Raw genomic sequence first — 26,765 nt, forward strand, 5'->3', positions numbered from 1 at the left:
TGCCCGTCAGGTCCGGCTGTTTTGAACGAAGTTGCGGTATCTTCCGGGAGTGATGCCGAACTGGCGGCGGAACCAGCGGGTCAGGTGGCTCTGGTCGGAAAACCCGCATTCGGCGGCCACGTCCGCCAGCCGCAGCGGACCGGCCAGCAGTTTCTTGGCCCGGTTGACCCGCGCCTGCACCAGAAAGGCATGCGGGGTGATGCCCAGGTCGCGCTCGAACACACGCAAGAAGTGGAAGGGGCTCAGGTTGCCGAGCCGGGCCAGGTGTTCCAGGCTCACGTCCTCGGCCGGGTTGTCCCGCATGTATTCGCGGGCCAGGCGCACGGCGCGGTGCTCGTTGCCGATGCCCGGCCAGCCGGGGCGTTCCTCCCCATGGCGATTGATCCAGTTGACCAGCAGCCGCAACAGGCGGGTCTGGCTTTCCAGGGAAGTCGCACCGCCGCTCTCCAGGGCCGCATGCGTTTCAAGGATGGTCCGGGCCAGGTCGGCGTCCTCGAGCACGCCCTTGCGGAAATGGGGCTGGCTGGGATTGGGGGTCAGTTCGGCGGCGGCCCGCAGCACCACCTCGGGCGGTAGGTAAAACATGCGGTAGATCCAGCCCGTGTCCGTGGCCGCGTGGCCGTCGTGGGCCTCGCCCGGCACCACCAGGTTGATGGTTCCCCGGGAGGCCACCAGGTCCGCGCCCCGGTACCGGAAACCCATGGCCCCTTGCTCGATAAACCCCACGGCGTATTCTTCGTGGAAATGGCGGGAAAAGTGCTGGGTCACGTAGCGCGCCCGCAGCATTTCCACGTCTCCCCCGATAAACGGGACCACCTTGTAGGTGGCGATCTCCTCATGCTTGCCGTGTTTCATGCACCTGCTCCAGTATCCGCATACATAGGACACCGGGGGACGCTTGGGAAGGGGCGCATGGTAAAGAATAATTTCGGAAAAAACACAATACGCTGAAATGTAACGGGATAAAATAAGCCAGGAAGCCTTTGCCCTGCGCCATTGAACAGGCAACCGGCAGCTTACCGGAAAGCTACTCTTCCCGGGGCAGCAAAGGCAGGATCAGAAGCAGCAGCAAACAGCACGCCCCCAGGAAGATGAACCCCAGGGAAAAGTCGCCGCGTTCTCCCAGGATGCCGAGCCCCCAAGGGATGACACCCACCCCGAGGATGGCGTTGATGGGCCCCATGAAGGAAATGGCCGCCGTGCGCTTGCCAGGGTCGAACATCTTGGAAAGCAGGGTCAGGCCGGCCGGAAAAAAGATCACCGTGCACACGGGCTGAAGCAGGACCGCCACCACCAGCAACCCGCCCTGGGCCGACCCCAACAGAATGGTGGCCAGGCCGCAGCAGAAACAGTACACGGTCATGACCGGCTTGGCGCCCCACTTGTCCGTGAGCCAGCCGCCCAGCAGGGAGACGAAGACCGCGGCCACGCGGGAAACGGCCAAAAGCTGGTTGGCGGCCTCGCGGGTGTAGCCGTGCTCCTCGATCAGGAACAGGGGCATCATGGAATAAGGCCCCAGGGCCATGCCCACGGCCCAGGCGCAGCAAACCACCAGCAGCCAGAAGCGCACGGAACGCAGCACCACTCCGGCCTCGCTGGAAAACGGCGTCACACCGGGGAAGTCCCCGCCGGTGCCGAACCTGAGAAAATACGCCCCCAGCAGAAGCTGGCAGCCTCCCAGCAGCGCCAGGCTGGACCGCCAGCCCCACCAGAGCAGCACCAGTTCGGCAAGAAGCGGGGCGGCGATGAACGCCGTGTTGGGTGCCAATTCGTGCAGGGAAAGGGTCTTGCCCCAGTCCTCCTTGCGCACCAGGGAGGTGACCACGGCAATGCCCGAGGGCAAATACAGCCCCACGCAGACGCCCAGTGCCAGGAAAATCCACTGCAGGGACTGGTGCGACCAGGCATGGGAGGCGACCAGGGCCATGCAACCCACGATCACGGCGGACCAGCCCACGGTCCTGCGGTGGCCGATCTCCCGGGAGAGAAAACCGCTCAGGAACAGGCCGATGCCGTTGCCCATGCCCAGGGCCAGGAAAACGCCGCCGGCATGGGCGTGGGAAAAGCCCAGCTCCGCCTCCACCACGGGCATGAGCGGCCCCAGGGTTATCCGGGTGAGAAAATTGAGGAAAAAGAGGAACACCACCAGCAGCACCGCCGGAAGCGTGCGCGCCAGGGGTCTGGAGTCGGTTTCGGGTCTTGCCATACTGAGGCGTGTCTACCCACTTGACCGCTTCCAGGCAACCTCATATTCATGTTATTATAAGAATATGCACCTTGACCCATACCTAGTAAGCCGGTAAAAAATGATGACCTCGCATGAAATTTGAAAATCTGCGAAGGGTTAGGGGGAAACTCCCGGGCGCCGCCCAAAATCCTGTTTGAACACCCGTCCGCCACCGGACTCACGACTGATTGGAGGAATCTTTATGGACGTTGAACTGGCCAAACCCTTCATCAAAGCAGCGGTCGACGTGCTTTCAACCATGGCCTTCATCCACCCCAAGGTAGGCAAGCCCTTCGTGAAGAAGAACAACACCGCCACCGGCGACGTGACCGGCCTGGTGGGGCTGACCGGCGAACAAAACGGCAGCGTTTCCCTGTCCTTTACCAGAGACTGCGCCGTGGCCATCGTCAAGAATATGCTGGGAGATGAAATCGAGGACATCGTTTCCGACGTGAAGGACGCCGTGGGTGAAATGACCAACATGATTTCCGGGCAGGCCCGCGCGGGGCTGGCGGAAAGAGGCCTGGTCTTCCAGGGCTCCACCCCCACGGTGATCATGGGAGACAACCACACCATTTCCCACCTGGCCAAATCGCCGATCATGGCCATTCCCTTCACCACGGAGGCCGGCGGCTTCACCATTGAGTTCTGTTTTGAATAGCGTCCGCTAACCCCGACCTCTAAAGCGAAGCAGGGAGCATAACGCATGGGCACGCTTGATGATTTTCGCAACAAGGAATTCCTCGACCAGATAACCATTCTGAACGAGATCGCGGGCAGCAAGGATTCGGCCAACCTGCCCGCCCTCGTGGATCTGCTCAAGAACCCTGTGGGCGACACCTCCATCGACTACATGGTGGTCAACGCCCTCAACGCGGTGCTCTCCCAGAACGAGGCCGACACCGTGGCGGGCATGAACGACGACCACGCCGGGTACCGCATCCTGTGCATCCGCGTGGCCGGCGAATACGGGTTCAAGTCCGCATCCCCCGCCCTGGTCTCCCTGGCCGAGGCCGAGGCCGATCCGGACCGGCTCATGGAGGTACTGACCTCCCTGGCCCGCATTGCCGACCCTGCGGCCCTGCCGGTGTTCCGCAAATATCTCGAACATGAGGACCCGTTCGTTGTGGCCTTGTGCATCGAGGCCCTGGGCAAGCTCAGGGACCTGGAATCCGTGGGTTTCCTCAAAAAAATCATCAACGACAGCGAAGCCCCGGACCGCTACGAAATCTGCGACATCACCACCTGGAAGGCGGTGGAGGCCCTGGCCTCCTTCGACACCGAAGACACCCTGGCCTTCCTGGTGGAAAAGCTGCACCACAAGAACCCCACGGTGCGCCGCATCATCACCGACGCCATGACCGCCATCGGCTCCCCGGCCATCCCCCTGCTCCTGGCCGCCTTCGAGGAAGGCGACACGGACATGAAGATCCTGACCGCCAACGTGCTCGGCTTCATCGGCGACAAGGCCTGTGCGGACGGCCTGGTGGCCTCCTTCGACAAGGGCCTGGCCAAGGACAGCAACGTGCGCTACGCCCTGTACGAGGCGCTGGGCCGCGTGGGGTCCATGAAGGGCATCATCTGCCTGGTGGACGGGCTCACCGAAGAGGACGAGCTCACGCTCATGTCCGTGGTCGGCGGGCTGGAAAAACACGTCAATCCCGGCATCGTGGCCAAGCTCAACGGGCTGGTTTCCGCAGCCACGGAACAGAGCGCCCGCCTTTCCAAGGCCATCATCAGCTGCGGCGCCACGGGCCTGTTCGACGCCCTGTACGAAAACCAGGGCGCGGGCGACGCACTGGTGGACGCCCTGTGTTCCTCCAAGGACCCGGCCATCCTCGACCAGTTCCGCCAGCTTCTTTCGGATATCGGCGGTTCCCGGGCAGAGACCGACCTGGCCAAGCTGCCCGCCCCCGAGGCGGGAACGCACAAGGCCCTGGCCGCGGACGACTCCCGGTCCATGTGCGCCATGCACAAGGCCATCCTCACGGATCTGGGCTACGAGGCCTTTGTGGCCGGCAACGGGCAGGAGGCCTACGACTTCATCGAGCAGGGCGAAAACTTCGACATCGTGGTCACGGACATGAACATGCCCATCATGGATGGCATGGAGCTGGTGGGAAAGATCCGCAACACCCCCGGCTTCGAGGATACGCCTGTGATCATGGTCACCACCGAATCCGAGGCCTCGCAGCAGAACCTGGCCGAAAAGACCGGCGTCACCGCCTTCATCACCAAGCCGTTCAAGCCCGAAGAGCTGAAAGCCAAGATCCAGGAACTGGTCGGCTAGGACACACCACAAAGACAACAGAAGCCCCGGTCACATGGCCGGGGCTTTTTTGTTTCTTTGATCAGGCCCAACGCAAGGCGGATCCCCCCCTTGTATCCCCTCTCACTAGACAAATCCCGCCGCACCGACCAAGAACTCACAAGGCTGTTCAGAATGGTTCGAGTACAAGGCGTAAAAAAAGTCGGTCCGCAACGTATATCACGTTAGAAACCGACCTTCTTAAAACAACAAAGTAATCGGGCCGTTATGAACATATTTTAACACAAGACGGTCAAAAAGAGTGCAGATACAAGGAGAAAGAAAAGGGCTGGCCCGACGTGTATCAAGCATACACGAGGGTCAGCCTTTATTGCATCGACAAAGTAGATGCGCCCTTATCGGCCGTCTTGATCCAGGCGGAAAAAACGGCGGGCATTCTCGCCCAGAATGCGCCAGATGTCGGCGAGGCTGATGCCCTTGAGCAGGGCCACCCTCTCGGCGGTGAACACCGCGTAGGCGGGTTCGTTGCGCTTGCCGCGCCACGGCTCGGGCGAAAGATACGGACAGTCGGTCTCCACCACCATGCGCTCCAGGGGCAGCTGCGAAACCGCCGCGTGCAGGTCGTGGTTGGCCTTGTAGGTCACCGGGCCGGGCAAAGAGATGTGCCAGCCGTTGGCGATGATTTCCCGGGCCTGCTCCGTGTCGCCGCCAAAGCAGTGCCAGAGCAGCGGGTAGTCCCTGAAGCCCTCCTCCACCAGGATTTCCATGGTGGCCTCGTGCGCGTCGCGGGAATGGATGACCACGGGCAGTTCCAGCTCCCGGGCCAGGACAAGCTGCCTGCGAAAGGCGTCGCGCTGCACTTCCGGGGCAACCCTGTCCCAGTAGAAATCCAGGCCTATCTCGCCCACTGCCTTGAGCCTCGGGTCGTCCTGAAAACGCTCGCGCATGCGCGCCAGCGCATCGTCGGTGAGCTCGTCGGCCTCGTTGGGATGCACGCCCATGAGAAAAAAGACCTCGGGGTGACCTTCAAAGAGATGTTGCTTGGCGTCATAGGCGTCCGGTCCCAGAAAGACGTTGCCGACGGACGCGATGCCGCAGGCACGGGCGCGGGCCAGCACCGCTTCGCGGTCCTCGTCAAAGTCCTCCATGTCCAAGTGGGCGTGCGTTTCCACGCCCACGAGGGCCAGCTCCAGGGATTCGGGCTCCCGGCGTTTCTTTTTCTTGGCCACTGTTCTGTTTCCTAAAGTACTTTTCTCTTCAATGAGCTGTTCAGAAAGGTTCGAGTGCAAGGCACAAGGTCAAGTTGATAACGCAGCAATCGAGCCCTTATGGAAGCCGGACTAGGCAACGTCCCAGGTAGCGCCCTGCGGCGTGTCCTTGACTTCCACGCCCATGGCGGCCAGCTCGTCGCGGATCTCGTCGGAACGGGCAAAATCCTTGTTCTTGCGGGCCTCCTGGCGCTCGTCCAGCTTGGCCTGCACGGCCGCCGAGTCGATCTCCTTGCGGGCGGCGCGGTTGTTGCGCAGCTCGGCGAGGAATTCCTGCGGATCGCGGCCAAACACGCCCAGGACCTCGGCCCAGCCCTCCACCGCGGCGCGGATGCGCTGCCAGAGGTCGCGCGCGCCTTCGGCCTTGCGCAGGTTCTTGTCCTCGGCAATGCGCCCGGCCAGACGGATGGCGTTGAACAGCTGGCCCATGGCCCCTGCGGTGTTCATGTCGTCTTCCATGGCCTCAAGCCACTTGGCCTCGATCTCGTCCATTTCCCTGACCATTTCCTCGGGGAACGGGGACTTCTTCCAGTTGGCCTTTTCCAGCTCGACGGCGATCTGGGCCAGGGCCGAATACACGCGTTTGATGCCCTTTTCCGCTTCCTCCAGGGCGTCGAAGGAAAAGTCCAGGGGGCTGCGGTAGTGCATGGTCAGCAGAAAGTAGCGCAGGGTCTCGGGCAGGAACTGGGCCAGGATGTCCCGGATGGTGAAGAAGTTGCCCAGGGACTTGGACATCTTCTCGGAGTTGATCTGCACGAACCCGTTGTGGACCCAGAAATTGGCGAAGGGCTTGCCCGTTGCCGCCTCGGACTGTGCGATCTCGTTCTCGTGGTGCGGGAAGGCCAGGTCCTGGCCGCCACCGTGGATATCCAGGGGCAGGGAGGAATACTTCTCGCTCATGGCCGAGCATTCCAGGTGCCATCCCGGACGGCCCGGGCCCCAGGGGCTTTCCCAGGAAGGTTCGCCCGGCTTGGCCCCCTTCCACAGGGCAAAGTCCAGGGGGTCCTCCTTGAGCTCGCCCGGCTCGATGCGCGCACCGGATTCCAGCTCGTCGATATTGCGGCCCGAGAGCTTGCCGTAGCCCTCGAAGGTGCGCACGCGGAAATAGACGTCGCCGTTGTCCGCGGCATAGGCGTGACCCTTTCCGATGAGCTCTTCGGTGAGCTTGATCATCTCGGGGATGTGCTCGGTGCACTTGGGCTCAACGCCGGCCCGCAGCACGCCCAGGCGGTCCATGTCCACGTAGAACTCGTTGATGTATTTCTCGGCGATCTCGCCGGACTCCTTGCCCAGCTCGTTGGCGCGCTTGATGATCTTGTCGTCGATATCCGTAAAGTTGCGCATGAAATTGACTTCATAGCCCTTGCTGCGCAGGTAGCGGTAAAGCACGTCGAAGACCACGCTGGAACGGGCATGGCCGATATGACAGAGGTCGTAGGCGGTGATGCCGCAGACATACATGTTGACCTTGTTTCCGTTCTGGGGGGTGAATTCCTGCTTCTTGCGCGCAAGGGTGTTGTACAGTCTCATTGTTCTGCTCCGAATATTCGCTTTGATTTATACGCTATTGCTCTTCACCGGCCGCCCGGGACTCCACCAGGAGATCCAGCAGCCGGATGCTTTCAAACACGTCCCGGCCCATGAAGAAATAGAGCCAGGGCACGGGCTCCTCGGGCGTGGCCTTGATCACCAGCGTTCCGGGATCCTTGACGAACTCCCCGAGGTTCAGGAAGGCCTGCATGGCCTGCTCGTTTCCCTGCACCTTGGCGGCCGCAGCCAGGCTGCCCACCTCGCTGGAAACAAAGGCGCGGGCCTCTTCCCGGTCCATGTTCCGGTGCATGGAGTAGACGTCCAGGACGCGGTCCATGAGTCCGCTGTCCGCAAAGGAAATGTCCATGCCCAGGATCTGCAGCCCCACCAGGCTTTCCGGCCGGAACTCGTCGATGTTCACGCCGCCGAAACCGCCCCTGAAGGTGAAGTCGCCCAGCTCCGGGGACCGGAACCGGAAATCCTGCACCTGCAGGGCGTTCTTGCCCGGATCAAAGGCGTAGTCAAGGGTGCAGTCGCCGCGCAGCTCCACCATGCCCAGCTCCTTGAACAGGCTGGCCAGGGGTCCCAGGTGGGGCACGTCCACGGGCAGGACCACCCCGTCGGCCTTCACGCTCATGGCGTGGGGGACCTCGTGGCGCTGGTCAAAGTCGGAAAAGACCACCTTGTCGGCGAAAAAGCGCTCGTCCCCCTTGCGCAGGTCCACCTCGGTGAGGGTCACCGCATAGGTTCTGAAATTCACGTCCAGCCGGGAATAGTTGAGCTCCATGTCCGGCACCTTTTCCACGGCCTCCTGCAGCCCCTTTTCCACGGTGTCGTGCACGTACCACTGCATGCCCGCGTAAAACAGGACCACGAAGAGAACAAAGGCGACGAGGAACTTCGAAATTCGAGGGAGCCACTTTTTCACGCTATATCTCCCTGAGGGCGGTCACGCAGGCCACGGCCTTGATGCCCTTTTTCTCGCCCGTGAAACCGAGCTTTTCTTCGGTGGTCGCCTTGAAATTGACCTGATGCGGATCCAGGGCCAGCAGACGGCCCAGGTTCCGGGCTATCTGGTCGGCATGGGGTGCCAGGCGCGGCACCTGGGCGATGACGGTCAGGTCCGCGTGCACGATCCGCACCCCGGCCTTTTCGGCCAGGACCAGGACCTCGCGCAGCAGGATGGAGCTGTCGGCCCCGTCCCAGCGGGGATCGGTATCCGGGAAATGACGGCCGATGTCCCCGCCGCCGAAGCAGCCGAGGATGGCGTCCATGAGCGCGTGCAGGAGCACATCGCCGTCCGAATGGGCCTTGATCTGCGGGGCCCCGGCAATGGGCACGCCGCCCAGCACCATGGGCCGCTCGCCGCCGTAGCGGTGCACGTCGTAGCCCCAGCCCGTGCAGGGGACCAGGGTCCTGGGCTGCTTGAGCGCCTCCAGGTCTCCGGGGGTGGTGATCTTGATGTTGGCCGCCTCGCCCGGGACAATGCGGACCTCGGCCAGGCGCTCCACCATGGAGGCGTCGTCGGTCACGTCCCATCCCTCGGCCTCGGCCCGCTCATGGGCCCGGCGCAGGATGTCGGTCACGAAGGCCTGGGGGGTCTGCACGGCGCGCAGTTCGGAACGCACCAGGGTCTCGCTCACGGCGCCGCCGTCCACCCGCTTGATGGTGTCCGAGACCTCGATGGCCGGAACCACGCCCTGCGCCCCGTCCTCCAGGGCCTCCACAAGGGACTGGATCATGGATGCCGAGGCAAAGGGCCGGGCCGAATCATGCACCAGCACGGCGTCGCATTCGCGGGGCAGGGCCTCCAGCCCGTGGCGCACGGAATCCTGGCGGCGCTCGCCGCCCGCGACCACCTCGAAGCGCAGGCCCAGGTCGTCGGTCTTGAACAGGTCCTTGACCGTGCGGCGCATGTGCTTGAGATCGGCTTCGGGAAACACGAAGACAACGCCCTTCATGGCCGCGATGCGCGAAAGAGTGCGGGCCGAGTGCCAGAACAGGGGCACGCCCTTGTATTCGATGTATTGCTTGCGCACGCCGCCGCCGGCATCCCGCAGGCGGGTGCTGCTTCCGGCGGCCAGGAGCACGGCCCATGTTTCGTCGAGTCTGCGTTTCATGCGCTTTCCTGATTATAAGGCCGCCCGGAAGGCCCGAAGGCCTCCCGGAGCGGGATGTATCAAAGACGGAGTCGGACGGTAAGCCGGGTTCTGTTCCCCTTGCGGGGCGGCCATCATTCCTCTAGGGCGACGATTACTCGCCGCCTCAAGCAACCTACCCGAAAGTATCGGCCGGGCCGGCCTCAAACACTTTCCTATTTGGTCTTGCTCCGGACGGGGCTTGCCTGGCCGGGCATGTCACCACACCCGCCGGTGGGCTCTTACCCCACCCTTTCACCCTTACCCCCGGACGAATCCGGAGGCGGTCTGCTCTCTGTTGCGCTTTCCGGGGATCGCTCCCCCTGGGAGTTACCCAGCGTCCTGCCCTGTGGAGCCCGGACTTTCCTCCCCGGCCTTGCGGCCGCGGCAATGGCCTGTCCAACTCCGCTCTTTTCATCTAATCACTGCCGACCTCTCGGTCAAAGCCGTTCTACTTGACCTTGGCGGCCTCGGGAATGTGTTCCTTCCAGTAGATGAGGCGCTGGCAGTTGGGGCAGCTCAGGATCTGCTGGCCCTTTTGCAGGTCGATGTATTTCTGGGGCGGAATCATGATGTTGCAGCCGCAGCACACGCCTTCCTCCACGGGCACGATGACCGGGTTCTCCAGGCGGGAGCGGATGAATTCGTAACGGCCCAGGATCGGCGGCGGAACAACCTTGCAGGCCTTGTCGCGCTTCTTGTTCAGGCCTTCCAGGGCCTTTTCGGCTTCGGCGACGCGCTCGTCCAGGGTGGCCTTCTTGGCGTTGTACTCTTCCTTGACGCCCGCGATCTCCTCTTCCACGGCCTCCATGGCCGCGGTCTGGCGAAGCAGCTCTTCCTTGACGGCGGTGCTCTCGTCCTCGCGGATGCGGTTCAGCTTTTCCAGGCTGTCCATCTCGCGCATCATGGCGTGATATTCCTTGGTGTTGCTGGCCATCATGAGCTTGTTCTTGCTCTTCTTGATCTTGGCATCGTCCTCGTCGATCTCGATGCCCAACTTTTTCTGCTGCTGCTTGAGGATGTCGAGCTTTTCCTCCACCTGGGCCTTGCGGGCGTCCAGGCCCTCCAGCTTCTCTTCCATGGCGCGAAGCTCGCGCGGAGCGGCCGTCAGGTCTTCCTGGAGAACAATGATTTCATCATCCACCCTCTGCAGGACGACAAGCTGTTCGATCTGTTTTTGATACATCGCTAACCTCTCTACTATGTTAATAAAAATGCCTACCTAGCACATATATGGAATGCCATGGGCTCGGTTCCCTCAAAGAACCGCACCTCCACGGATTCATCGACCCGTTCGCCGAGTTCCGCGGCAAACAGGCGCATCATCTCTTCTTCCAGGGCGAAATGCCCCACATCCACCACGCACAGCTCGCTTTCCACGGCCGGGTGGTACTTCATGTCGCCGGTGATGAACACGTCGGCCCCGGCGCGAGTGGCCGCGTCAATGAGCGAGGAGCCGGAGCCCCCGCAATAGGCCACGGTGGAAACGGCTTCGGGAGCCCTGCCGCAGATGGTGAACACCTCGCGGTCCACGAGCCCGGCCAGCTCGGCCAGGAAGTCGCCCCAGGCCAGGGGCTCGGGCAGTTCGCCCACCTGGCCGAAGCCCACGGATTCCCGGGGGGCCTCCAGGGCGCGAACGTAATACTCGGGACGCGCGTCCATGCCGAACTCGATGGTGGCGGCAAGGGACGGCCACACCGGGCGGTCCACCACCACGCGCACCTCACCCGCCGCGGACTGGGACACGCTGTGCACGCCCTCCCGGTCGGCCCACAGCTCGGCCTGCTCGCGGGTGAGCGGCCTGGCCGCATGAAAGGAGACCTCCATGGGCGTGAAGGCGTGGGCGGTTTCCACGAACCGGGCATTGGCCAGCCCCAGGCGGCTCCCCAGCCAGAAGGCCGGGCCGTCCGGGCGGCAGTCCAGGGAGGTATGGGCGGCATACAGCCACGCACCCGCCTTCATGACCATGCGCAGGACCTCGGCATACTGCCCGCCCACGGGGGCCTTGGGCTTCATGTACAGAGGATGGTGGGTGACGATGGCCTGCGCGCCCCATTCCAGGCAGCGGCCGACCATGTCCGGGGTGGGCTCCAGGCAGACGGCCGCCTTGCGGCAGTCCTGCGCCTCTCCGGCCACCTGAAGGCCGGAATTATCCCAGGAACTTTGATATTCCTCGGGAGCGAGCTTCCTGACGAGAGAAAATAAATCTTGAGATTTCATTAGCTTACACCACCTTACCTAAAAGAAGATGCTCCCCTAGGGTATCCCCTGGGGGAGCATCATTGCCTTCTTCTGTCCTCTTGACCGGTGCAAGAGCTTCAAGGGAAAAGAGCTTCAGACGTGTGGTTCTTTGCGCCAATTTTCCTCAATATCTCCTTCGCATGGGAGAAAGTGGTGGGCCAACCAGGATTCGAACCTGGGACCGACCGGTTATGAGCCGGTGGCTCTGCCAACTGAGCTACTGGCCCACGCTTTGGAGCGCAATTCTGTATGCAGATTCGCCCCTATTTGTCAAGCCCCGAACGAATGCGTTCGATGAGCGAGGTGGTGGAATAGCCTTCCAACAGGGGCAGGCTGCACACCTCGCCGCCGTCCTCCTCGACGATGTCCCGACCCACGATGTTGTCGATGGACCAGTCCCCGCCCTTGACCAGCACCTGGGGCCGCACGGCCCGGATGAGTTCGTAGGGGGTGTCCTCGTCGAAGATGACGATGAAATCGACGCTTTCCAGGGCGGCCAGCACAAAGGCGCGCTGCTCCTGGCCGTTGACGGGCCGGTCCGCGCCCTTGCCCAGGCGGCGCACGGAATCGTCGCTGTTGAGCCCCATGATCAGGCCGTCGCCCAGGGCGCGGGCCCGGGCCAGCAGGTCCACGTGGCCGGGGTGCAGGATGTCGTAGCACCCGTTGGTGAAGACCAGCCTGTAGCCCTCGGGAAAAGATTTCCTCCTCTCCTGGAACTCGGCGATGGTCAGCAGTTTCTTGTTCTCGGGCAGCATGTTTCAGCCTTATCATTCTTCCAGCCGTTCAAAAAGGCCCGGCCTTGCGCGGCAACGCGGCAACCGGTCCCTTCACGGCTAGGCTTTCGGTTTCAGATTCTCGCAGGAGCGGAAGAGCATCAGTTCCAACCAGTCATAGGCGAATTCGAGCGCGGCCTCGTCGTCCTCCATGACCGCCCGCTGGCGCTCTTCGTCCACCTCGAACCGGTCGAACACGCGCATGTTCCGGATCATGGCCCGGAAATCGTCCAGCTGGTACAGGGCCAGCACGACCATCTGCACCATCTGGTCCGGGAGCTGCTTGCCGGTTTCCTTGAACCGGGCCAGCAGGCCCATGTAGCGGTCGTTGAACCGGACATAGATGTCAAAGCCCTGATCCTTGAGCCATTCGTCCGAGGTCCACTGGTCGGACTCCTCGAACCCGCGACAGTGGGGTTCCCGGACCACGAAGAACTGCTCTTCCACGCCGCCCTTGCCGTCGGGCCTGGTGGCCCGGCCCAGGGGGTAGGTGCGGCAGGCGCCCGGACGGTCCGGATACACCGAACAGCCCTCGGGACGCACGAACGGACAGCTGCGCTTCTCGTTGTCGGTCATGCGCAGGCGCAGCACCGGGAAACGGGTGTCGGGCATGACGCTGGTTTCGCAGTGCATGTGCACGAAATCGCGGCTGGCCATGTCCAGGTTGCGGCGCAGGCGCAGCACGTCATAGGGGGTCATGACCAGATTCAGGTCGCCGCAACATTCGTTGAAGCAGGAAATGCCGGGATAACACTTGAAACAGTAGCTCTCGCCCTTTTTCAGTTCCGGCAGGCTGTCCAGAAATTCCTTGGTTTCGTCTTTGCTCATTTTCTACTCTTGGCCTTGATGGTGAAAGGAAAATCATCCGGGTCCGCGAGACCTACCGTTTCCGGTGGCCCTTGGCAAGGTCAGCAGGCGCAGCCCAGCCTCTCTTCCACCACGGCCATCTTGGCCCGCAAATCCGCGTCGATCAGCTTCTGCCCGGCTTCTGCCGCCCGCAGGACATCCCGGCGCTCGTGCATGGTCTGCATCTTGTACCGGTTGGCCAGGGCATTGCCCTCGGCCGCTGCGGACGTGCGGCTGGCCACGCCGGAGCGCTTTTTGTGCCGCACCCGAAGATGGCCGGTGTAAACTGCAAATTTCCCGGCCTCTGCCAGGCGCAGGTCGTGCTCGTAGTCGTCGTACTGGGACGGGGAAAGCTGCAGGGCGAAGTCGCCGGATTCCAGCAGCGTCTGGGTGCGGAACATGTGGCAGCAACCCGTGACCGAGGCGCAGGGCCGCATGTAGTCGAACAGACCGGAATCCATGCCCTGGCGGAACAGGTCCGAAAGCTTGAAGGGGTTGGGCGTGAAGGTGTCGAGCCTGCCTCCGGAAGGATCGTCCTCCACCAGCAGGTGCCCGTCCGCGTGCTGCACCAGCAGGGGGTTGGCGTGGTCCACCACCCGGCAGCCCCAGACGCCCGCGTCCGGATAGGCCCGGGCCGCGGCCCCCAGCCTGCCCAGCCAGTCCTCGGGCAGGACCACGTCGTCGTCCAGGTAGACCACGAAATCGCTCCGCTCCACCTCGGGCAGGTGCAGCAGCCAGTTGCGGGCCACGGGCGCGCCCACGTTCACGGGCAGGGTGATCACCGCAAGCCGGTCGCCGAACCGCAGCCGCCAGGATTCGAGCACCTCGGCGGTGCGGTCCGTGGAGCCGTTGTCCAGCACGAAAAGGCGCGCCTCGCCCAGGTCCGAGGAATACAGGGAGCTGAGGGTGGCGTCGAGCTCGATGGCCTTGTTCCAGGAATAGAGCAGCACGGTCACGCTCCCGGCAACAGGGGCAACGGCCAGGTCCGCACCCGTGAGCAGGTCATGGGTGCGCAGCAGCAGGCTGGTGTTCCAGGGGGCCCGGGCCAATGCGTCCAGGAACAGCAGGGAGGCCGCGTCGCGCTCCCCGCCCTCCAGCAGGCACAGGCCCGAGGTGAGCGCCGGGTAGGCGACCCCGAAGGCGTCGCCGGTCATTTCCGTGAGCCGGGCGGCCGTGTAGCATTCGCGGCGCAGCCTGCCGAACAGGGCGCGAATGTTGTTGAAAATGGGTTGCGCGCCCTCGGGCCCGTCCATGTCCAGCCGGGACGCGGTCCATTCCGGGTCGCCGTCCACCATGCCCATGAACAGGGCCTGCTCGCGCCAGAACAGGTTGCCGGGGGCCCGCTCCAGGTTTTGGTCGATAGCTTCCCGGATCCGGGAAAAATCGCGCCCGGCGCGCAGGGCGTCGTAGGCGGAAAGATCATCCGGCCTGCGCCAGTTGTCGGCCAGGGCCCGCAGGGTTTCCAGGGTCGGCTGGGGCAGAACTGCCCGCACAGGTTCAAGGCCGAGCAGCTCGTGGGCCATGGCCCCGTCCAGGGGGTTCTCGCCCAGGGCGGTCTGCAGAAAATCCGCGGCAAGGGGACGCAGGGCCGCAGCGCCGGAACGCAGGCACCAACCGGCCATGTCCAGCAAATGCAGCTTTCCGGTGCAGCCCAGGCGCAGCTTGGCCCGCAACGGTTCGGGCAGTGCGTCCCAGAACGAAGTCAGCGGGCCGGATGCGGACATCAGTCAAGCTCCTCGATGGGCAGTTCCTGGACAATGCGCTCGCCCATGTACACGCGCATGAGATTCATGCCCTTGTTGCGGGTGGTCAGCAGGGTGCGCACCACCTTGCGGTTGATTTGGCCCATCCTGTGGCGCAGCTCGGGGTCGTCCGCCAGCTGTCGCATGCGCGCGGCAATGCACTCGGCGTCCTCTATCTCGCACAAAAACCCGTTGACCCCGTCGCGCACCAGCTCGGGGATGCCCCCGGCCCTGGTGCAGACAACGGGCAGCCCTCGGTCAAAGGCCTCCAGAATGGTGTTGGGAAGGCTCTCCAGGCGGGAAGGCACAATGAGCATGTCGGCGGCGGCGACCTGTTCCATGGTCAGGTCGTGGGAAAGGGGACCGCAGATGTGCATGCGCTCCCGGGCAAGAGCCCAGCCGTGCTTCTGCATCAGGTCTTCGGCCATGTAGTCAAGGATTCCCACGGCCACGAACTCCATATCCTTGACGTTGCCCGCCTCGCACAGTTTCTGGCAGGCCTCGGTAAAGACATCGAATCCCTTGGTGGGAGCAATGTTGCCCACGTAGAGAATCCGCGTGGAACGCTTTTTCCTGGGCTGCGGCTCGCTGTCGATCGCGGAGGTGAAGGCATTGTAGACCACGTTCCGTCGGCTCTTCAGCACATGGTGCCTGGCCAGCACCTCCGAGCACTTGCGGGAGTTGCAGACGACCCCGTCAGCCAGTGCGGTCCACAGGAAGAAGATGGAGTTGGGCTTGGAAATGACCCCGCGATTGATGAAATGCTTGAACCGTGCGCCCATCAACCGGGCCAGAACGCCCATCTTGTACGGCCGGTTGTGGAAGGAGTGGACCACGTCGATGCCGTGCTCCCCAACCACTTCCTTGAGAAAACGCGCGCCCTTGAGTGAATTGCGGAACTTGTTGAAATGGATGATGTTCACGCCGCCGATACGTTCCAGTTCTCCATTGAGATGGGATTCTGGCGTGATCATGGCGTGCACCTTGAGCCCCATGTCCGCCATGGCCTTGGCGTTGTTGACCATCTGGCGCGCCCCGCCCGAAACCTTCAGCGTGTCCGTGGCGTAAAGGACGGAACGCGGTTCCGGCCGCTTGCGGTACAGCTTGAAAAAGAATCGGGACGCGGCCTCGTTGCCGTACATGCGCAGTCGGTTGCGCACCCATTTGCCGTCCTTGCTCAACCCCACTCCCAAACGATTGATCCGATAGGGATCCGTGCCCTTGGTATTGGCCCAACGCTCCAGGGTGAAGGCCCCGGCAAACCCGGCCTTGCGAAGCTCCTCCTCGGCCAGGGGATCGAACTGGCCCCAGGGCCAGCAGAAAAGCTGCTCGCTGCACCGGTTGAGCTCCCGCATGCGCTCGATGCTCCGGGCAAAGTCCTTGCGGCAGAATTCCCTGCGCTGGGCCTCGCTCCTGATGCGGAACAGCGGTTCGTCCCCGTTGCTCAGCTCGGGCCAGAAACCGTTGTGGGCATAGGCGCTGCCCACCCGGAACATGGGCCAGCCCTGTTTCAGGGCCGGATAGATGCAGGAGGCGGCCCAATGCGCCTTGGGGTCGCCCACGGGCTCGCGGGGGATCAGGTTCACGAAGCATCCCTGGTGCCGGGCCCCGTGGGAGTAAACCTCCATGCCCTTGTCAACCATTGCCCGGATCTCGGATTCGTTGATGAACTGGGCGCAGTCCCGGTCCAGATGGGCGGCGCGAAATCCATCGGGCATGGACAGCAGCTCGGGCGCATCCTCCAGGGTGCGCACCGCGCCCGGCCGGGTGAAATCGGTCAGGGCGAAGAACACGCCGGTCATGCCCCGCTTTTCCAGCTCGGGCACGGCGTGCAGCCAGTTGCTCAGATGACAGTCGTCAAAGGTCAGCACCACGGACCGGCCGTCGATGCGCCGCTCTCCCCGGGTGACGGCCAGAAGCTCCCGGGCGGTGATGGTGCGGTAGCCCGCATCCGTGATGGCGTCCAGGTGCTCGCGAAACTGGTCGAGGGTATGCCCGCCGGCAACGCCGAGGGCGTGGTAGCAGAGTACAGGAACACTCCTGCGAAACATGATATATCTCTCTTTAAACCGCCGAAAAACGCGGTTTCGTGTCGTTTTTCCCCGCGTAAAACAGGGTCCCGTAGTGGTACCAGATGGGGAGTCCCGGGGCAAGACGGCCCGCCCCGGACCCGCCACGCTAAAATTATTGAAATATATTCCGCTTGTGGCTAATAGAAATGATCATGTCGGACAGAACGATCCTATTCATTGCCGAACCGCAATCCGTCACGGGCATTTTCCCGACGCTCAGGGAAGTGGGCGTGCAGGCGGGCCTTGCCGACAATCTCAACGGCGCACTGGGCTTCATCAGGAAGTCCAACCCCCTGCTCATCTTTTCCCGCCCCGGCATGCAGGGGTTCGACGCCAAGGCCCTGCTGGAGCAGGCTCAGGACGACGAATCCTTTCCTCCGGTCATCATCTTTTCCAAGACGGGCTCGGCCGAGGAGGCCCAGCAATACCTGGAGCTCGGGGCCCGGGACTACTGGATAGAACCGCTGGTCTGGGAAAAGATCAAGCTGGTGCTCCCGGAGCAGGCCCCGGAACCGGAAGCGGCCCCCGAACCGGAACCCGTTCCGCGCCCGCAGGCCCCGGCCGCCGCGCCCTCGTCCAACAGCAAATTTCAGATCATCGGCCAGCACCCGGCCGTGCTGCGCGTCCTGGCCCTGGCCAGGAAGGTGGCCCAGTCCAAGGCCACGGTGCTCATCTCCGGCGAATCCGGCACCGGCAAGGAAATGTTCGCCCGCTACCTGCACCACAACAGCAACCGCGAGGATGCGCCGTTCGTGGCCATCAACTGCGCGGCCCTGCCCGAGCACCTGCTGGAATCCGAATTGTTCGGCCATGAAAAAGGCGCCTTTACCGGGGCCATCAACCGCAAGCTGGGCAAATTCGAGCTGGCCGACGGCGGCACCATCCTCCTGGACGAAATCACGGAAATGGACCTGGGCCTGCAGGCCAAGCTCCTGCGCGTGCTCCAGGAATCCGAATTCGACCGCGTGGGCGGCGTGGAGACCGTCAAGGTGGACGTGCGGGTCATCGCCACCACCAACCGGGCCATCGAGGAAACAGTCAAGGAAGGCAAGTTCCGGCAGGATCTCTACTACCGCCTCAACGTCATCCCCCTGAAGCTCCCGGCCCTCAAGGAACGGGGCGATGACATCGTCAACCTGGCGGAATATTTCGTGAACAAATACTGCGCCGCCTACGGGCTGGGCCGCCTGCCCTTCACCGAGGACGCCAAGGCATGGCTCACGGGCTACGACTGGCCCGGCAACGTGCGCGAACTCCAGAACCTCATGGAGCGCGCCGTGCTCCTGGCGGGCGACGGCCCCATCCAGCGATCCCACTTCCTCATGGAAGAGGGCGAATGGGAACCGGACGACATGAGCGCCATCGAGGAGGCCCAGCAGTGCGCGGCCCAGGCCCCGCCGCCGTCCAGCATGGACGAGGCCCTTTCGGTCATGCCCCTGCAGGAGATGGAGAAGAAGCTCATCCTCAAAAGCTTGGACGAGACCGCAGGCAACCGCACCCGCGCCGCGGACCTGCTCGGCATCTCCGTGCGCACCCTGCGCAACAAGCTCAACGAATACAAGAAGCAGGGCCTCGACGTCTGAGTCCGGCCCGAGGAGCCCCGTGTTTTTCGACCTGCTGCCCGAAACCGGCCTGGCCTGCGCCCATCGCGGGGCGCGCTCCCTTGCGCCGGAAAACACCCTGATGGCCGCACAAAAGGCCGTGGACTGCGGCGCGCGCTGCTGGGAAACCGACGCGCACATGACCGCCGACGGCCGGATCGCGATCTTTCATGACGAGACCCTGGAGCGCACCACGGACATTGCCGGGCACCCGGAATTCCGGGACCGCAGGGACATCCACCACTTCACCCTGGCCGAGCTGCGCACCCTGGACGCGGGTTCCTGGTTCCTGGCCGCCGACCCATACGGCACCGTGGCCTCGGGAGAGGTTCCCGAAAGCGACCACCCCGCCATCCGGGCGCAAGTGATCCCCACCCTGCGCGAGGCCCTGGACTTCACGGTGCGCCACAACCTGCCCATGAACCTGGAGATCAAGGACCAGACCGGCCATGCAGGGCACGACACCATTGTCCGGGCCGTGCTGGACCTCGTCCACGAGGCCCGGGCCGCGCACCTGCTCCTGCTCTCCTCCTTCAACCACGACTACCTGGTGCAGGCCAAGCGACTCGCGCCGGGGATTCCCACGGCCGCCCTGCAGGAAGAACAGCACCCGGAAAACCTGGTGGACTACCTGCGTTCCCTGGGCGCGGCAGCCTACCACCCGGACCACCGCATCACCACGCCCGAGCTGGTCCGGGAGCTGAGCGAGGCGGGACTGTTCGTGAACCTGTGGACCGTCAACGACATGGACCGGGCCAGGATGTTCATCCGGGCCGGGGCCAAGGCCATCATCACGGATTTTCCACAGCGCATGTAGCCGCGCACCCGATCTTTCTGCTACAAAAAGCCATGCCCGAACAAAGGACGAGACAGATCCGGCAGGGGGCGCAACGCCCCGGACCGGTGGTCTACTGGATGCACCGCGAGCACCGCGCCCGGGACAACTGGGCCCTGCTCTTTGCCCAATCCCTGGCCATGGAACGCCGCCAGCCCCTGTGCGTGGCCTATGCCCTGGCCCCCGGGTTCCTGGAGGCCGGACGCCGGCAGTTCGCCTTTCTCTGCGCGGGCCTGCGCGAAACCGCCGCCGAACTGGAAGAAAAGAACATCCCCTTCCTGCTCCGGCTGGGGGATCCGCCCGCGGCCATCCCGAAACTGGCCCGGGAGCTTGGAGCGGCGGCGCTGGTCACGGACTTCGACGCGCTGCGGCTCAAGCGCGGCTGGGTGAGCGATGTTTGCAGCGACCTGGACATGGACATCTTCGAGACAGACAGCCGCAACATCGTTCCCTGCTGGACCGCCTCGGACAAAAGGGAATACGCGGCCCGCACCATGCGGCCCAAGGTGCACCGGCTCCTGCCCGACTTCCTGGTGGAGCCGCCCGAACTACTCCCCCACCCCGTTGCGCTGGAGAAACTGCCCGCCACGGCAACCTGGGAGGAAGTGGACCGCTTTCTGGCCTCCCGGCCCGGCCCCGAGTCCACGGCATTCGTTCCGGGCGGCGCGGCCGCGACAAGGGCCCTGGACACCTTCATCAAAACAAGGCTGAACCGGTACGGCAAGGGCCGCAACGTGCCCACGGACCCGGTGGTCTCCCGGCTTTCCCCCTACCTGCACTTCGGGCAGATCTCCTCCCTGCGCGTGGCCCTTTCCGTGCTGGCGGCCCATGCGGACAAGGACTCCAAGGACAGCTACCTGGAGGAACTCATCGTGCGCCGCGAGCTCTCGGACAACTTCTGTTACCACGAGCCGGAATACGACAGCACGCGCTGCTTTGCGGACTGGGCCTCCACCACCCTGGCCGAGCACGCGGACGATCCCAGGCCCCACCTCTACAGCGACGAACAGCTGGAGCGGGGCCTGACCCACGATCCGCTCTGGAACGCGGCCCAGGCGGAAATGGTGCGCACCGGCCACATGCACGGGTACATGCGCATGTACTGGGCCAAAAAAATATTGGAATGGACCGAGAGCCCGGACAGGGCCATGCGGGTCTGCATCGCCCTCAACGACCGCTACCAGCTCGACGGACGTGACTCCAACGGCTACACGGGAATCGCCTGGTCCATCGGCGGGGTACACGACCGGGCCTGGAAGGAGCGCCCCGTGTTCGGCAAGATCCGCTACATGAGCTTCAACGGGGCCAAGTCGAAATTCCGGATCCGGGAATACATCGACGAGCACCTGGGCAATCCACAAAAAGACTAGCACGCTTTGGCTGATCAGAATGGCTTGATTGCAGGGGGCCGGAACAAAGCGACACCGGAGCGTCTGAAACCATACGCGAGGATTCGATTGCCTCGCAGCGACGACGAGCTGTTTTCATCAGCCAGCTAAAATTTTCCCGAGCGCTTGCGCATCTTCCGGGTCATCTCCACCCCCCTGGCCGCGCGCCGGTTGTGCCGGTTCATGTCCAGGGCCAGGTTGAAGTACTCCTCGGCCCTGTCGTAGCCGCCGGAGTCCAGATAGATGTTGCCGAAGTTCGTGGCCACGGTGTCGCTGGCCTTGTACAGCTGGGGGTTGAGGTCGTCGGCCTTCTGCAGGCTCTTGAGGGCGCTGCGGAACTCGCGGCCGTCCTGATAGGCCAGGGCCAGGTTGTAGTGCAGGACCTCGTCTTCCGGGGAAATGCGCAAGGCCTGCTCGTAGTTCTCCACCGCGTCCCGCCACTTGCCCTGGCTGCGCAGGGCGATCCCCAGCCGGTTGAAGGTATGGATGTCCCCCTTGTCCAGCTTGGAGGCCTTGGATTCCAGGACGGTCTTGAGATACTTCTCGGCCATGACCGGCGAGACCTGGGCCACGGCCTCGGCAATCTGGTCGGCCATGGAGGCCACCAGGGACCGGGCCTCCCTGCCCATGACCTCGATGCTCTTGTCAAAGTACTCCTCGGCGTGCTCCAGGTCCTTCTTTTCCAAATAAACCGAGGCGATATCCGCCTTGCGCTCCGGATTGAGCGGACTGAGGAAATCCAGCTTCTTGAGATACTCCAGGGCCAGGTCGTTGTTCATGCCCCGCAGGGCCTTGACCAGCCGCTTGATGGGCTCGATGTACATCTCCGAGGAATGGTGGGCCGCCATGTAGGAATCCAGGGCCGCGTCCCGCTGGTCCTGGGCCAGGTGGATGTCTCCCTGAAGCATGAGCCCGGCCGGGCTACCCGGCTTGATGGCCAGAATCTGGTCCACCACGGCCAGGGCCTCGGCGTACTGCCCGCCCTCCAGCAGGGTCTTGCCCTTGTCCATGAGCTTGCCGAGCTGGCTGGGGGACTCAGGGCAAAGGCCATCTTCTCGATGATGTTGTTCATGGAGGCGGGCTTGCAGATGACGTTGGCCACGCCCAGCTCCATGAAATAGGCAATGACCTCGCGCTTGACCTCCCAGGCCAGCACGATGACCTTGAGATTCGGGTATTTCTTGGTCAGTACCAGGATGAAGTCCGTGCTCGGCTCCTCGTTGACCATGCGCTCCACAAAGACCAGCAGGGGGACCTTTTCCTTGGAAAACTTCTCCACCATGCGCAGGGCGGCCTGGCGGCTGCTGAAACCGTGCAGGCAGTCACGTTTGGACCCGGCCACCCGGTGGATGGCCGAACGCAGGGTGCGGAAAAAGACCTTGTCCTCGGACAGGACGAGGGCCACGCCCTTCTCCTCCTCGAAGAACTCGTTCATTGTCTTGACGAGATATTCGTTCTTCATGGTCCGCTCCCGGTTGCAATGGAACACCTGGCCCCATCATGCCACAGAAGTGTCTTTCGCGCACCGGAAAACACGAAAAAAGCCGCCCCGAAAGGAGCGGCCTTGAAAGATCCAAAGGAGGGCGGGCGTCAGCCCTTGAGAAGCTTCTGCACGGCGGCCAGCTTGTCCCGGGCCGTCCGATTGTCCGGGCTCATCTCCACGGCCGTGGAGTAGAACTTGAGCGCATCGTCCAACCGCTTGACCTCGGCGTACAGGTCCCCGAACTGTATGGCCACGTTGGCGCTGGCCTTGTACAGGTCCGGCCCGAAATCCAGGGCCCGCTCGTAGCATTCCAGGGCCTTCCGCCGTTCGCCGCCGTCGCGGTAGGCCAGGCCCATGTTGAAATGCAGGCCCTCGTCCTCGGGCGAGATCTGCAGGGCGTGCTTGTAGTTATCGATGGCCTCGCGCCACTTGCCCTGGCTGCGCAGGGCGATCCCCAGCTTGTTGAAGGTGGTGATGTCGTCCTTGGAAAGGTTGGCGCCCTTGGTCTCCAGCACCTTCTGGAGATACTTCTCGGACATCTTGGGCGAGGACTCGGCCACGGTGCCGGCAATGCGCTCGGCAACTCCGGAAACCAGGCTCATGGCCTCCTGGGTGGCCGTGTCGATGGCCTGGTCGAAATACTTTTCGGCCATGTCCATTTCCTTGCGCCGGATATGGGCCGCGCCTATCTCGCACTTGCGCTCGGTGTTGAGCGGGCTGAGGCGGTCGAGCTTCTTCAGGTACTTGAGATGCTCGTTCTCGTTCACGTCCTGGTAGACGTTGGCCAGCTTCTTGAGCGGCTCCAGGTAGAGGCGGGAGCTCTCATGGGCCTGGAGATAGGCCCGGATGGCCTTGTCGCGCTCGCCCTGCTCCAGGTGGCAGTCCCCGGCAAGCATGAGCCCGGCAGGGCTGCCCGGCTTGATCTTGAGAATCTTGGTGCTGACCTTGAGGGCGCCCTGGTAATCGCCCTCGGCCAGGAGCATCTTGCCTTCGGACATGAGCTCGGAAAGCTTGCCCTGAGGCTTGATGGTGAACGCCAGCTTCTCGATGATGTTGTTCATGGAGGCGGGCTTGGAAATGACGTTGTTGACGCCCAGCTCGTAGAAATAGGCGATGTTCTCCCGCCGGGTTTCGCCCACGAGCACAATGATCTTGAGCTCGGGGATGAGATTCTTCATGGCGATGATGAAATCCGTGCTGGGCTTCCCCGAAAGGATGCGCTCCACGAACACGACCGTGGGAATGCCCCTCTCCTGGCATTTCTTGACGGTCTTCACCGCGGAACTGGTGCTGCCGGAAAAGGACAGGCAATCCTTCTTGCTGCCGATGATCTTGGTGACCGTGGACCGCAGGGTCCGCTGGAACAGGCTGTCCTCGGACAACAGGACGATGATGCCTCCGTCCTTTTCGATGTAGTCGTGCACGATGCGATCGTACATTCCCGTATTGCTCATTGCTCCCCTTGTCGGCTTTGGCGGCGGGTCATCGCCGCGCTGTATCGTGGAAACCAACCGTGTCGAGGCAGGCGTCAGCCCTATTTACGTTGGTACCCATAAAATGGTCACAGCTCCATTATAAGAAAAGCCGCAATCCCACCATGGAGCATTGCGGCTTTTCTACAACATATTGCTTTGTATTAGTAGGAAAAAATCCATCCAGGCGCAGAAAGCATGTTCTGTAATTCCACGGTGCGGATACCGATCAGCTCCTCGAGCAGGCTTTTTTCCTCCACCGGCCCTTCCACCAGGGGGACCTTGTCCGTGATCTCGCACAGCTCCTTGAGCAGCTCGATGGCGTCCTCGCGCCCGCCCAGGCGGTCCACCAGTCCGTAGACCAGGGCCTGCTTGCCGGTGACGGCCCTGCCGTCCGCAATGGCGCGCACCTCCTCCTCATGCATCTTGCGGCCCGCGGCCACGTCGGCCACGAACTGGTCCTGCATGTCGCCCATGAGCCCCAGGATCTGTTCGCGCTGGGCCTCGGTAAGGTCCTTGAGCGGGGTTCCCGCGGACTTGAACCGGCCCGTGGCCAGCACCTCGGGTTTGACGCCCAGCTTTTCCAGGGCCGCGCCAAAGGTGATGAACTCGGCCTTGACCCCGATGCTGGCCGTGACCGAGCCGGGGTTGGCCACGATCTTGGTGGCCGGGGCCGAGACATAGTAACCCCCGCTGGCCGCGACCGTGCCGAAGGAGGCCACCACGGGCTTGACCTCGGCCAGACGCTTGACCGCCTGGTAGATCTCCTGGGAGGGGGCGATGGCCCCGCCCGGGGAATCCACGCGTAGAAGCACGCCCTTGACCGAGTCGTCGCCGCGCAGGGTGTTCAGCCAATCCACGACAGGGTCCGCATCCATGATGGGCCCGTAGACGTTGGCCTGGCCCAGCTTGGTCCCGGAAAAGGCGAAGCCCCCGGACGGCAAACCGAAAAAGGCCATGGCCCCCGCAATGAGGGCCACGGCCATGACTATCAAGAGTACCCCAAAAAGGAAGGGGTGTTTTTGGGAAAAACGAAGCTTGGCTTCCATTTATCCTCTTTACTCGGACTCTTCCTCCGAGTTCGCGGCTTCGAGCTTCTCGCGAAGCAGGTCGCCGAGGGTGGTGTTCGCGGTTTCGGAAGGAGCGGAACCGTAGCTCTTGGGCTTGCGGGGCTCTTCTTCCTGGGTCTGCTTGATGGACAGGCCCAGACGACGTTCGTCGGCGGAAACGTGAATGACCTTGGCTTCGATGGTTTCGTTTTCCTTGAAGATTTCAGACGGGCTCTTGATCTTCTTCCGGCTGATCTCGGAAACGTGAACCAGGCCTTCGATGCCTTCTTCCACTTCAACGAACAGACCGAAGTCGGTGATGTTGGTCACGACACCGGTGACGAGCTGACCGACAGGGTACTTGGCCGGGACCTGGGTCCACGGGTCTTCGGTGAGCTGCTTGACGCCCAGGGTGAACTTCTCGTTCTCCTTGTCCACGGTGAGCACCTTGGCCTGGACGGAATCGCCGACCTTGTACACTTCGGACGGGTGGCGGATCTTCTTGGTCCAGGAGATGTCGGAAACGTGGATGAGGCCGTCGATGCCTTCCTCGATGCCGATAAACACGCCGAATTCGGTGATGTTCTTGATGGAACCTTCAAGCACGGTGCCTTCGGGGTACTTCTCGGCAACCACATCCCACGGGTTGGGGCTGACCTGCTTCATACCCAGGGAGATGCGCTTCTTGTCCTGATCCACGCCGAGGACGATGACGTCCACTTCGTCGCCGACCTTGACCATCTGGGACGGGTGGCGGAGCTTGCGGGTCCAGGACATCTCGGAGATGTGCACCAGGCCTTCCACGCCGGATTCCAGTTCCACGAATGCACCGTAGTCGGCCAGATTGGTGACGGTACCGGTGTAACGTGCGTCCTGGGGGTACTTCTCGGCGATGTTTTCCCACGGATCGGGAACGAGCTGCTTGAGGCCCAGGGAGACCTTCTGGCCTTCCTTGTCGAAGTTCAGGATCTTCAGTTCGAGATCGTCGCCCAGCTGGACCATTTCCTTGGGATGCTTGATGCGCTTCCAGGACATGTCCGTGATGTGCAGCAGGCCGTCGAGGCCGCCCAGGTCGATGAACACGCCGTATTCGGTGACGTTCTTGACCTTACCGGTGACGATCTGGCCTTCCTCGAGGGTTTCGAGGAGCTTTTCACGCTGCTCGGCGCGCTGCTCTTCGAGCAGGACGCGGCGGGAAACGATGACGTTGGAACGGCGGCGGTTGATCTTGAGGATCTTGAATTCGTATTCCTGATCCACGAGAGCGTCCATATCCGGAACCGGGCGAAGGTCGACATGGGAGCCGGGCAGGAATGCCTCGACACCGCCGAGATCGACAGTGTAGCCGCCCTTGATGCGGCGGATGATGCGACCGGTGACGACGCCGTCCTCTTCCTGGAAAGCTTCCAGTTTATCGAAAAGCTGCATCCGCTTGGCCCGCTCGCGGGACAGGTGGATGGTGCCTTCGGCTTCGTCTTTGTTGACCACGAAGACATCGACCTTGTCGCCGACTTGGACGCTGACAGCGCCTTCGGCATCGGCGAATTCAGATACGGGGATCTGGCCTTCGGATTTGAAGTTGACGTCGACGAGAACGTGATCCTTGCCTACCTTGACGACTTCACCGGAAATGATGGTGCCTTCGTCCAGGTCGCCGAAATCGGAATTGAGATAATCCTCGAGGGCGGCCTCGAAGCTCATTTCCATTTCTTGGGATTCAACAGTTTCTGCGGTTTTTTCCATGGTTAACCTCCAACATGGTCCTCGGACAAAGTATTTAGCGTATATGTGATCGGTTGCAGTCCGCGTCCAATGGTTCCACCGCTCCGAG

Annotated in this window: 21 protein-coding genes, 1 tRNA gene and 1 other RNA gene; 5 read left to right on the plus strand and 18 right to left on the minus strand. The window is 62.9% G+C overall.

The window, feature by feature from the left end; translation table 11 throughout:
* Positions 1–6 precede the first annotated feature (6 nt).
* Together FGL65_RS00840 and FGL65_RS00845 are read right to left on the minus strand one after the other, a co-directional pair.
* Positions 7–855 (minus strand): AraC family transcriptional regulator, encoded by an 849-nt coding sequence (locus FGL65_RS00840; protein ID WP_147818952.1) that lies wholly within the window; start codon positions 853–855, stop codon positions 7–9.
* A gap of 172 nt (positions 856–1,027) precedes the next feature.
* Positions 1,028–2,206, minus strand: a complete 1,179-nt coding sequence (locus FGL65_RS00845) for an MFS transporter (RefSeq protein ID WP_147818954.1) — start codon at positions 2,204–2,206, stop codon at positions 1,028–1,030.
* Between the two features lie 223 nt (positions 2,207–2,429).
* On the opposite strand from FGL65_RS00845, the gene FGL65_RS00850 reads away from it, so the two are divergent.
* Entirely contained in the window at positions 2,430–2,888 is a 459-nt protein-coding gene (locus FGL65_RS00850; protein WP_147818956.1) for a chemotaxis protein CheX, read from the plus strand.
* A gap of 45 nt (positions 2,889–2,933) precedes the next feature.
* A complete protein-coding gene (locus FGL65_RS00855; RefSeq protein ID WP_147818958.1) occupies positions 2,934–4,517 on the plus strand; it encodes a HEAT repeat domain-containing protein in 1,584 nt (527 codons plus the stop codon).
* A gap of 374 nt (positions 4,518–4,891) precedes the next feature.
* Here the strand turns inward: FGL65_RS00855 and FGL65_RS00860 are convergent, their stop codons facing one another.
* The 12 genes from FGL65_RS00860 to FGL65_RS00915 all read right to left on the minus strand — a co-directional run bounded on the left by FGL65_RS00860 (position 4,892) and on the right by FGL65_RS00915 (position 17,085).
* Entirely contained in the window at positions 4,892–5,725 is an 834-nt protein-coding gene (locus FGL65_RS00860; RefSeq protein WP_147818960.1) for a TatD family hydrolase, read from the minus strand.
* Between the two features lie 111 nt (positions 5,726–5,836).
* Positions 5,837–7,294, minus strand: a complete 1,458-nt coding sequence (gene cysS, locus FGL65_RS00865) for a cysteine--tRNA ligase (RefSeq protein WP_147818962.1) — start codon at positions 7,292–7,294, stop codon at positions 5,837–5,839.
* A 34-nt stretch (positions 7,295–7,328) separates the two neighbouring features.
* On the minus strand, positions 7,329–8,222 hold the full coding sequence (locus FGL65_RS00870) for an aq_1923 C-terminal domain (protein WP_147818964.1): 894 nt from the start codon (positions 8,220–8,222) through the stop codon (positions 7,329–7,331).
* Between the two features lies 1 nt (position 8,223).
* Positions 8,224–9,414 carry a 2-C-methyl-D-erythritol 4-phosphate cytidylyltransferase gene (gene ispD, locus FGL65_RS00875; protein ID WP_147818966.1) on the minus strand — a complete coding sequence of 397 codons (1,191 nt, stop codon included), beginning with the start codon at positions 9,412–9,414 and terminating at the stop codon, positions 8,224–8,226.
* Positions 9,415–9,477: 63 nt separating this feature from the next.
* Positions 9,478–9,839, minus strand: an RNA gene (gene rnpB / locus FGL65_RS00880) — RNase P RNA component class A.
* Between the two features lie 44 nt (positions 9,840–9,883).
* On the minus strand, positions 9,884–10,618 hold the full coding sequence (locus FGL65_RS00885) for a zinc ribbon domain-containing protein (protein WP_147818968.1): 735 nt from the start codon (positions 10,616–10,618) through the stop codon (positions 9,884–9,886).
* Positions 10,619–10,650: 32 nt separating this feature from the next.
* Positions 10,651–11,652 (minus strand): Nif3-like dinuclear metal center hexameric protein, encoded by a 1,002-nt coding sequence (locus FGL65_RS00890; RefSeq protein ID WP_147818970.1) that lies wholly within the window; start codon positions 11,650–11,652, stop codon positions 10,651–10,653.
* Between the two features lie 172 nt (positions 11,653–11,824).
* Positions 11,825–11,900 (minus strand) — tRNA-Ile (locus FGL65_RS00895).
* Positions 11,901–11,936: 36 nt separating this feature from the next.
* Positions 11,937–12,428, minus strand: a complete 492-nt coding sequence (gene rfaE2, locus FGL65_RS00900) for a D-glycero-beta-D-manno-heptose 1-phosphate adenylyltransferase (RefSeq protein WP_147818971.1) — start codon at positions 12,426–12,428, stop codon at positions 11,937–11,939.
* A 78-nt stretch (positions 12,429–12,506) separates the two neighbouring features.
* Entirely contained in the window at positions 12,507–13,274 is a 768-nt protein-coding gene (locus tag FGL65_RS00905; RefSeq protein WP_147818973.1) for a YkgJ family cysteine cluster protein, read from the minus strand.
* Between the two features lie 80 nt (positions 13,275–13,354).
* Positions 13,355–15,016 (minus strand): glycosyltransferase family 2 protein, encoded by a 1,662-nt coding sequence (locus FGL65_RS00910; RefSeq protein ID WP_147818975.1) that lies wholly within the window; start codon positions 15,014–15,016, stop codon positions 13,355–13,357.
* The gene (locus FGL65_RS00915; protein WP_147818977.1) at positions 15,016–17,085 is read right to left on the minus strand and encodes a glycosyltransferase; all 2,070 of its coding nucleotides are present in this window, start codon (positions 17,083–17,085) and stop codon (positions 15,016–15,018) included. The genes FGL65_RS00910 and FGL65_RS00915 overlap by 1 nt, the downstream gene beginning before the upstream one ends.
* 173 nt (positions 17,086–17,258) lie before the next feature.
* Here FGL65_RS00915 and FGL65_RS00920 point away from each other — a divergent pair, with 173 nt between their 5' ends.
* The 3 genes from FGL65_RS00920 to phrB are packed head-to-tail and all read left to right on the plus strand — an operon-like array spanning position 17,259 to position 20,912.
* Positions 17,259–18,689 carry a sigma-54-dependent transcriptional regulator gene (locus tag FGL65_RS00920; RefSeq protein WP_147818980.1) on the plus strand — a complete coding sequence of 477 codons (1,431 nt, stop codon included), beginning with the start codon at positions 17,259–17,261 and terminating at the stop codon, positions 18,687–18,689.
* A gap of 19 nt (positions 18,690–18,708) precedes the next feature.
* Positions 18,709–19,524, plus strand: a complete 816-nt coding sequence (locus tag FGL65_RS00925) for a glycerophosphodiester phosphodiesterase (RefSeq protein ID WP_147818982.1) — start codon at positions 18,709–18,711, stop codon at positions 19,522–19,524.
* Between the two features lie 32 nt (positions 19,525–19,556).
* Positions 19,557–20,912: a deoxyribodipyrimidine photo-lyase gene (phrB, locus tag FGL65_RS00930; protein WP_147818985.1), complete on the plus strand. Its 1,356-nt coding sequence runs from the start codon at positions 19,557–19,559 to the stop codon at positions 20,910–20,912.
* Positions 20,913–21,037: 125 nt separating this feature from the next.
* Here phrB and FGL65_RS00935 read toward each other — a convergent pair whose 3' ends face one another.
* The 4 genes from FGL65_RS00935 to FGL65_RS00950 form a co-directional block, all read right to left on the minus strand.
* Complete coding sequence (locus tag FGL65_RS00935) at positions 21,038–21,940, minus strand: tetratricopeptide repeat protein (RefSeq protein ID WP_147818987.1); 903 nt, start codon at positions 21,938–21,940, stop codon at positions 21,038–21,040.
* Positions 21,941–22,520: 580 nt separating this feature from the next.
* On the minus strand, positions 22,521–23,867 hold the full coding sequence (locus FGL65_RS00940; protein WP_147818989.1) for a response regulator: 1,347 nt from the start codon (positions 23,865–23,867) through the stop codon (positions 22,521–22,523).
* Positions 23,868–24,049: 182 nt separating this feature from the next.
* Positions 24,050–24,934 (minus strand): signal peptide peptidase SppA, encoded by an 885-nt coding sequence (sppA, locus tag FGL65_RS00945; RefSeq protein WP_147818991.1) that lies wholly within the window; start codon positions 24,932–24,934, stop codon positions 24,050–24,052.
* 9 nt (positions 24,935–24,943) lie between these two features.
* Complete coding sequence (locus FGL65_RS00950; protein ID WP_147818993.1) at positions 24,944–26,677, minus strand: 30S ribosomal protein S1; 1,734 nt, start codon at positions 26,675–26,677, stop codon at positions 24,944–24,946.
* Positions 26,678–26,765 lie beyond the last annotated feature (88 nt).

The organism is Salidesulfovibrio onnuriiensis (assembly GCF_008001235.1).
In the GTDB taxonomy this organism is placed as follows: domain Bacteria; phylum Desulfobacterota; class Desulfovibrionia; order Desulfovibrionales; family Desulfovibrionaceae; genus Pseudodesulfovibrio; species Pseudodesulfovibrio onnuriiensis.

What these genes read in the sequence shown, in the direction of transcription:
- FGL65_RS00950 (WP_147818993.1), bottom strand. Translation starts at nt 26,677, where the DNA reads ATGGAAAAAACCGCAGAAACTGTTGAATCCCAAGAAATGGAAATGAGC.
- FGL65_RS00855 (WP_147818958.1), top strand. Translation starts at nt 2,934, where the DNA reads ATGGGCACGCTTGATGATTTTCGCAACAAGGAATTCCTCGACCAGATA.
- phrB (WP_147818985.1), top strand. Translation starts at nt 19,557, where the DNA reads ATGCCCGAACAAAGGACGAGACAGATCCGGCAGGGGGCGCAACGCCCC.
- FGL65_RS00850 (WP_147818956.1), top strand. Translation starts at nt 2,430, where the DNA reads ATGGACGTTGAACTGGCCAAACCCTTCATCAAAGCAGCGGTCGACGTG.
- FGL65_RS00885 (WP_147818968.1), bottom strand. Translation starts at nt 10,618, where the DNA reads ATGTATCAAAAACAGATCGAACAGCTTGTCGTCCTGCAGAGGGTGGAT.
- FGL65_RS00845 (WP_147818954.1), bottom strand. Translation starts at nt 2,206, where the DNA reads ATGGCAAGACCCGAAACCGACTCCAGACCCCTGGCGCGCACGCTTCCG.
- sppA (WP_147818991.1), bottom strand. Translation starts at nt 24,934, where the DNA reads ATGGAAGCCAAGCTTCGTTTTTCCCAAAAACACCCCTTCCTTTTTGGG.
- FGL65_RS00890 (WP_147818970.1), bottom strand. Translation starts at nt 11,652, where the DNA reads ATGAAATCTCAAGATTTATTTTCTCTCGTCAGGAAGCTCGCTCCCGAG.
- FGL65_RS00905 (WP_147818973.1), bottom strand. Translation starts at nt 13,274, where the DNA reads ATGAGCAAAGACGAAACCAAGGAATTTCTGGACAGCCTGCCGGAACTG.
- FGL65_RS00840 (WP_147818952.1), bottom strand. Translation starts at nt 855, where the DNA reads ATGAAACACGGCAAGCATGAGGAGATCGCCACCTACAAGGTGGTCCCG.
- FGL65_RS00935 (WP_147818987.1), bottom strand. Translation starts at nt 21,940, where the DNA reads ATGGACAAGGGCAAGACCCTGCTGGAGGGCGGGCAGTACGCCGAGGCC.
- ispD (WP_147818966.1), bottom strand. Translation starts at nt 9,414, where the DNA reads ATGAAACGCAGACTCGACGAAACATGGGCCGTGCTCCTGGCCGCCGGA.
- FGL65_RS00920 (WP_147818980.1), top strand. Translation starts at nt 17,259, where the DNA reads ATGTCGGACAGAACGATCCTATTCATTGCCGAACCGCAATCCGTCACG.
- cysS (WP_147818962.1), bottom strand. Translation starts at nt 7,294, where the DNA reads ATGAGACTGTACAACACCCTTGCGCGCAAGAAGCAGGAATTCACCCCC.
- FGL65_RS00940 (WP_147818989.1), bottom strand. Translation starts at nt 23,867, where the DNA reads ATGAGCAATACGGGAATGTACGATCGCATCGTGCACGACTACATCGAA.
- FGL65_RS00915 (WP_147818977.1), bottom strand. Translation starts at nt 17,085, where the DNA reads ATGTTTCGCAGGAGTGTTCCTGTACTCTGCTACCACGCCCTCGGCGTT.
- rfaE2 (WP_147818971.1), bottom strand. Translation starts at nt 12,428, where the DNA reads ATGCTGCCCGAGAACAAGAAACTGCTGACCATCGCCGAGTTCCAGGAG.
- FGL65_RS00910 (WP_147818975.1), bottom strand. Translation starts at nt 15,016, where the DNA reads ATGTCCGCATCCGGCCCGCTGACTTCGTTCTGGGACGCACTGCCCGAA.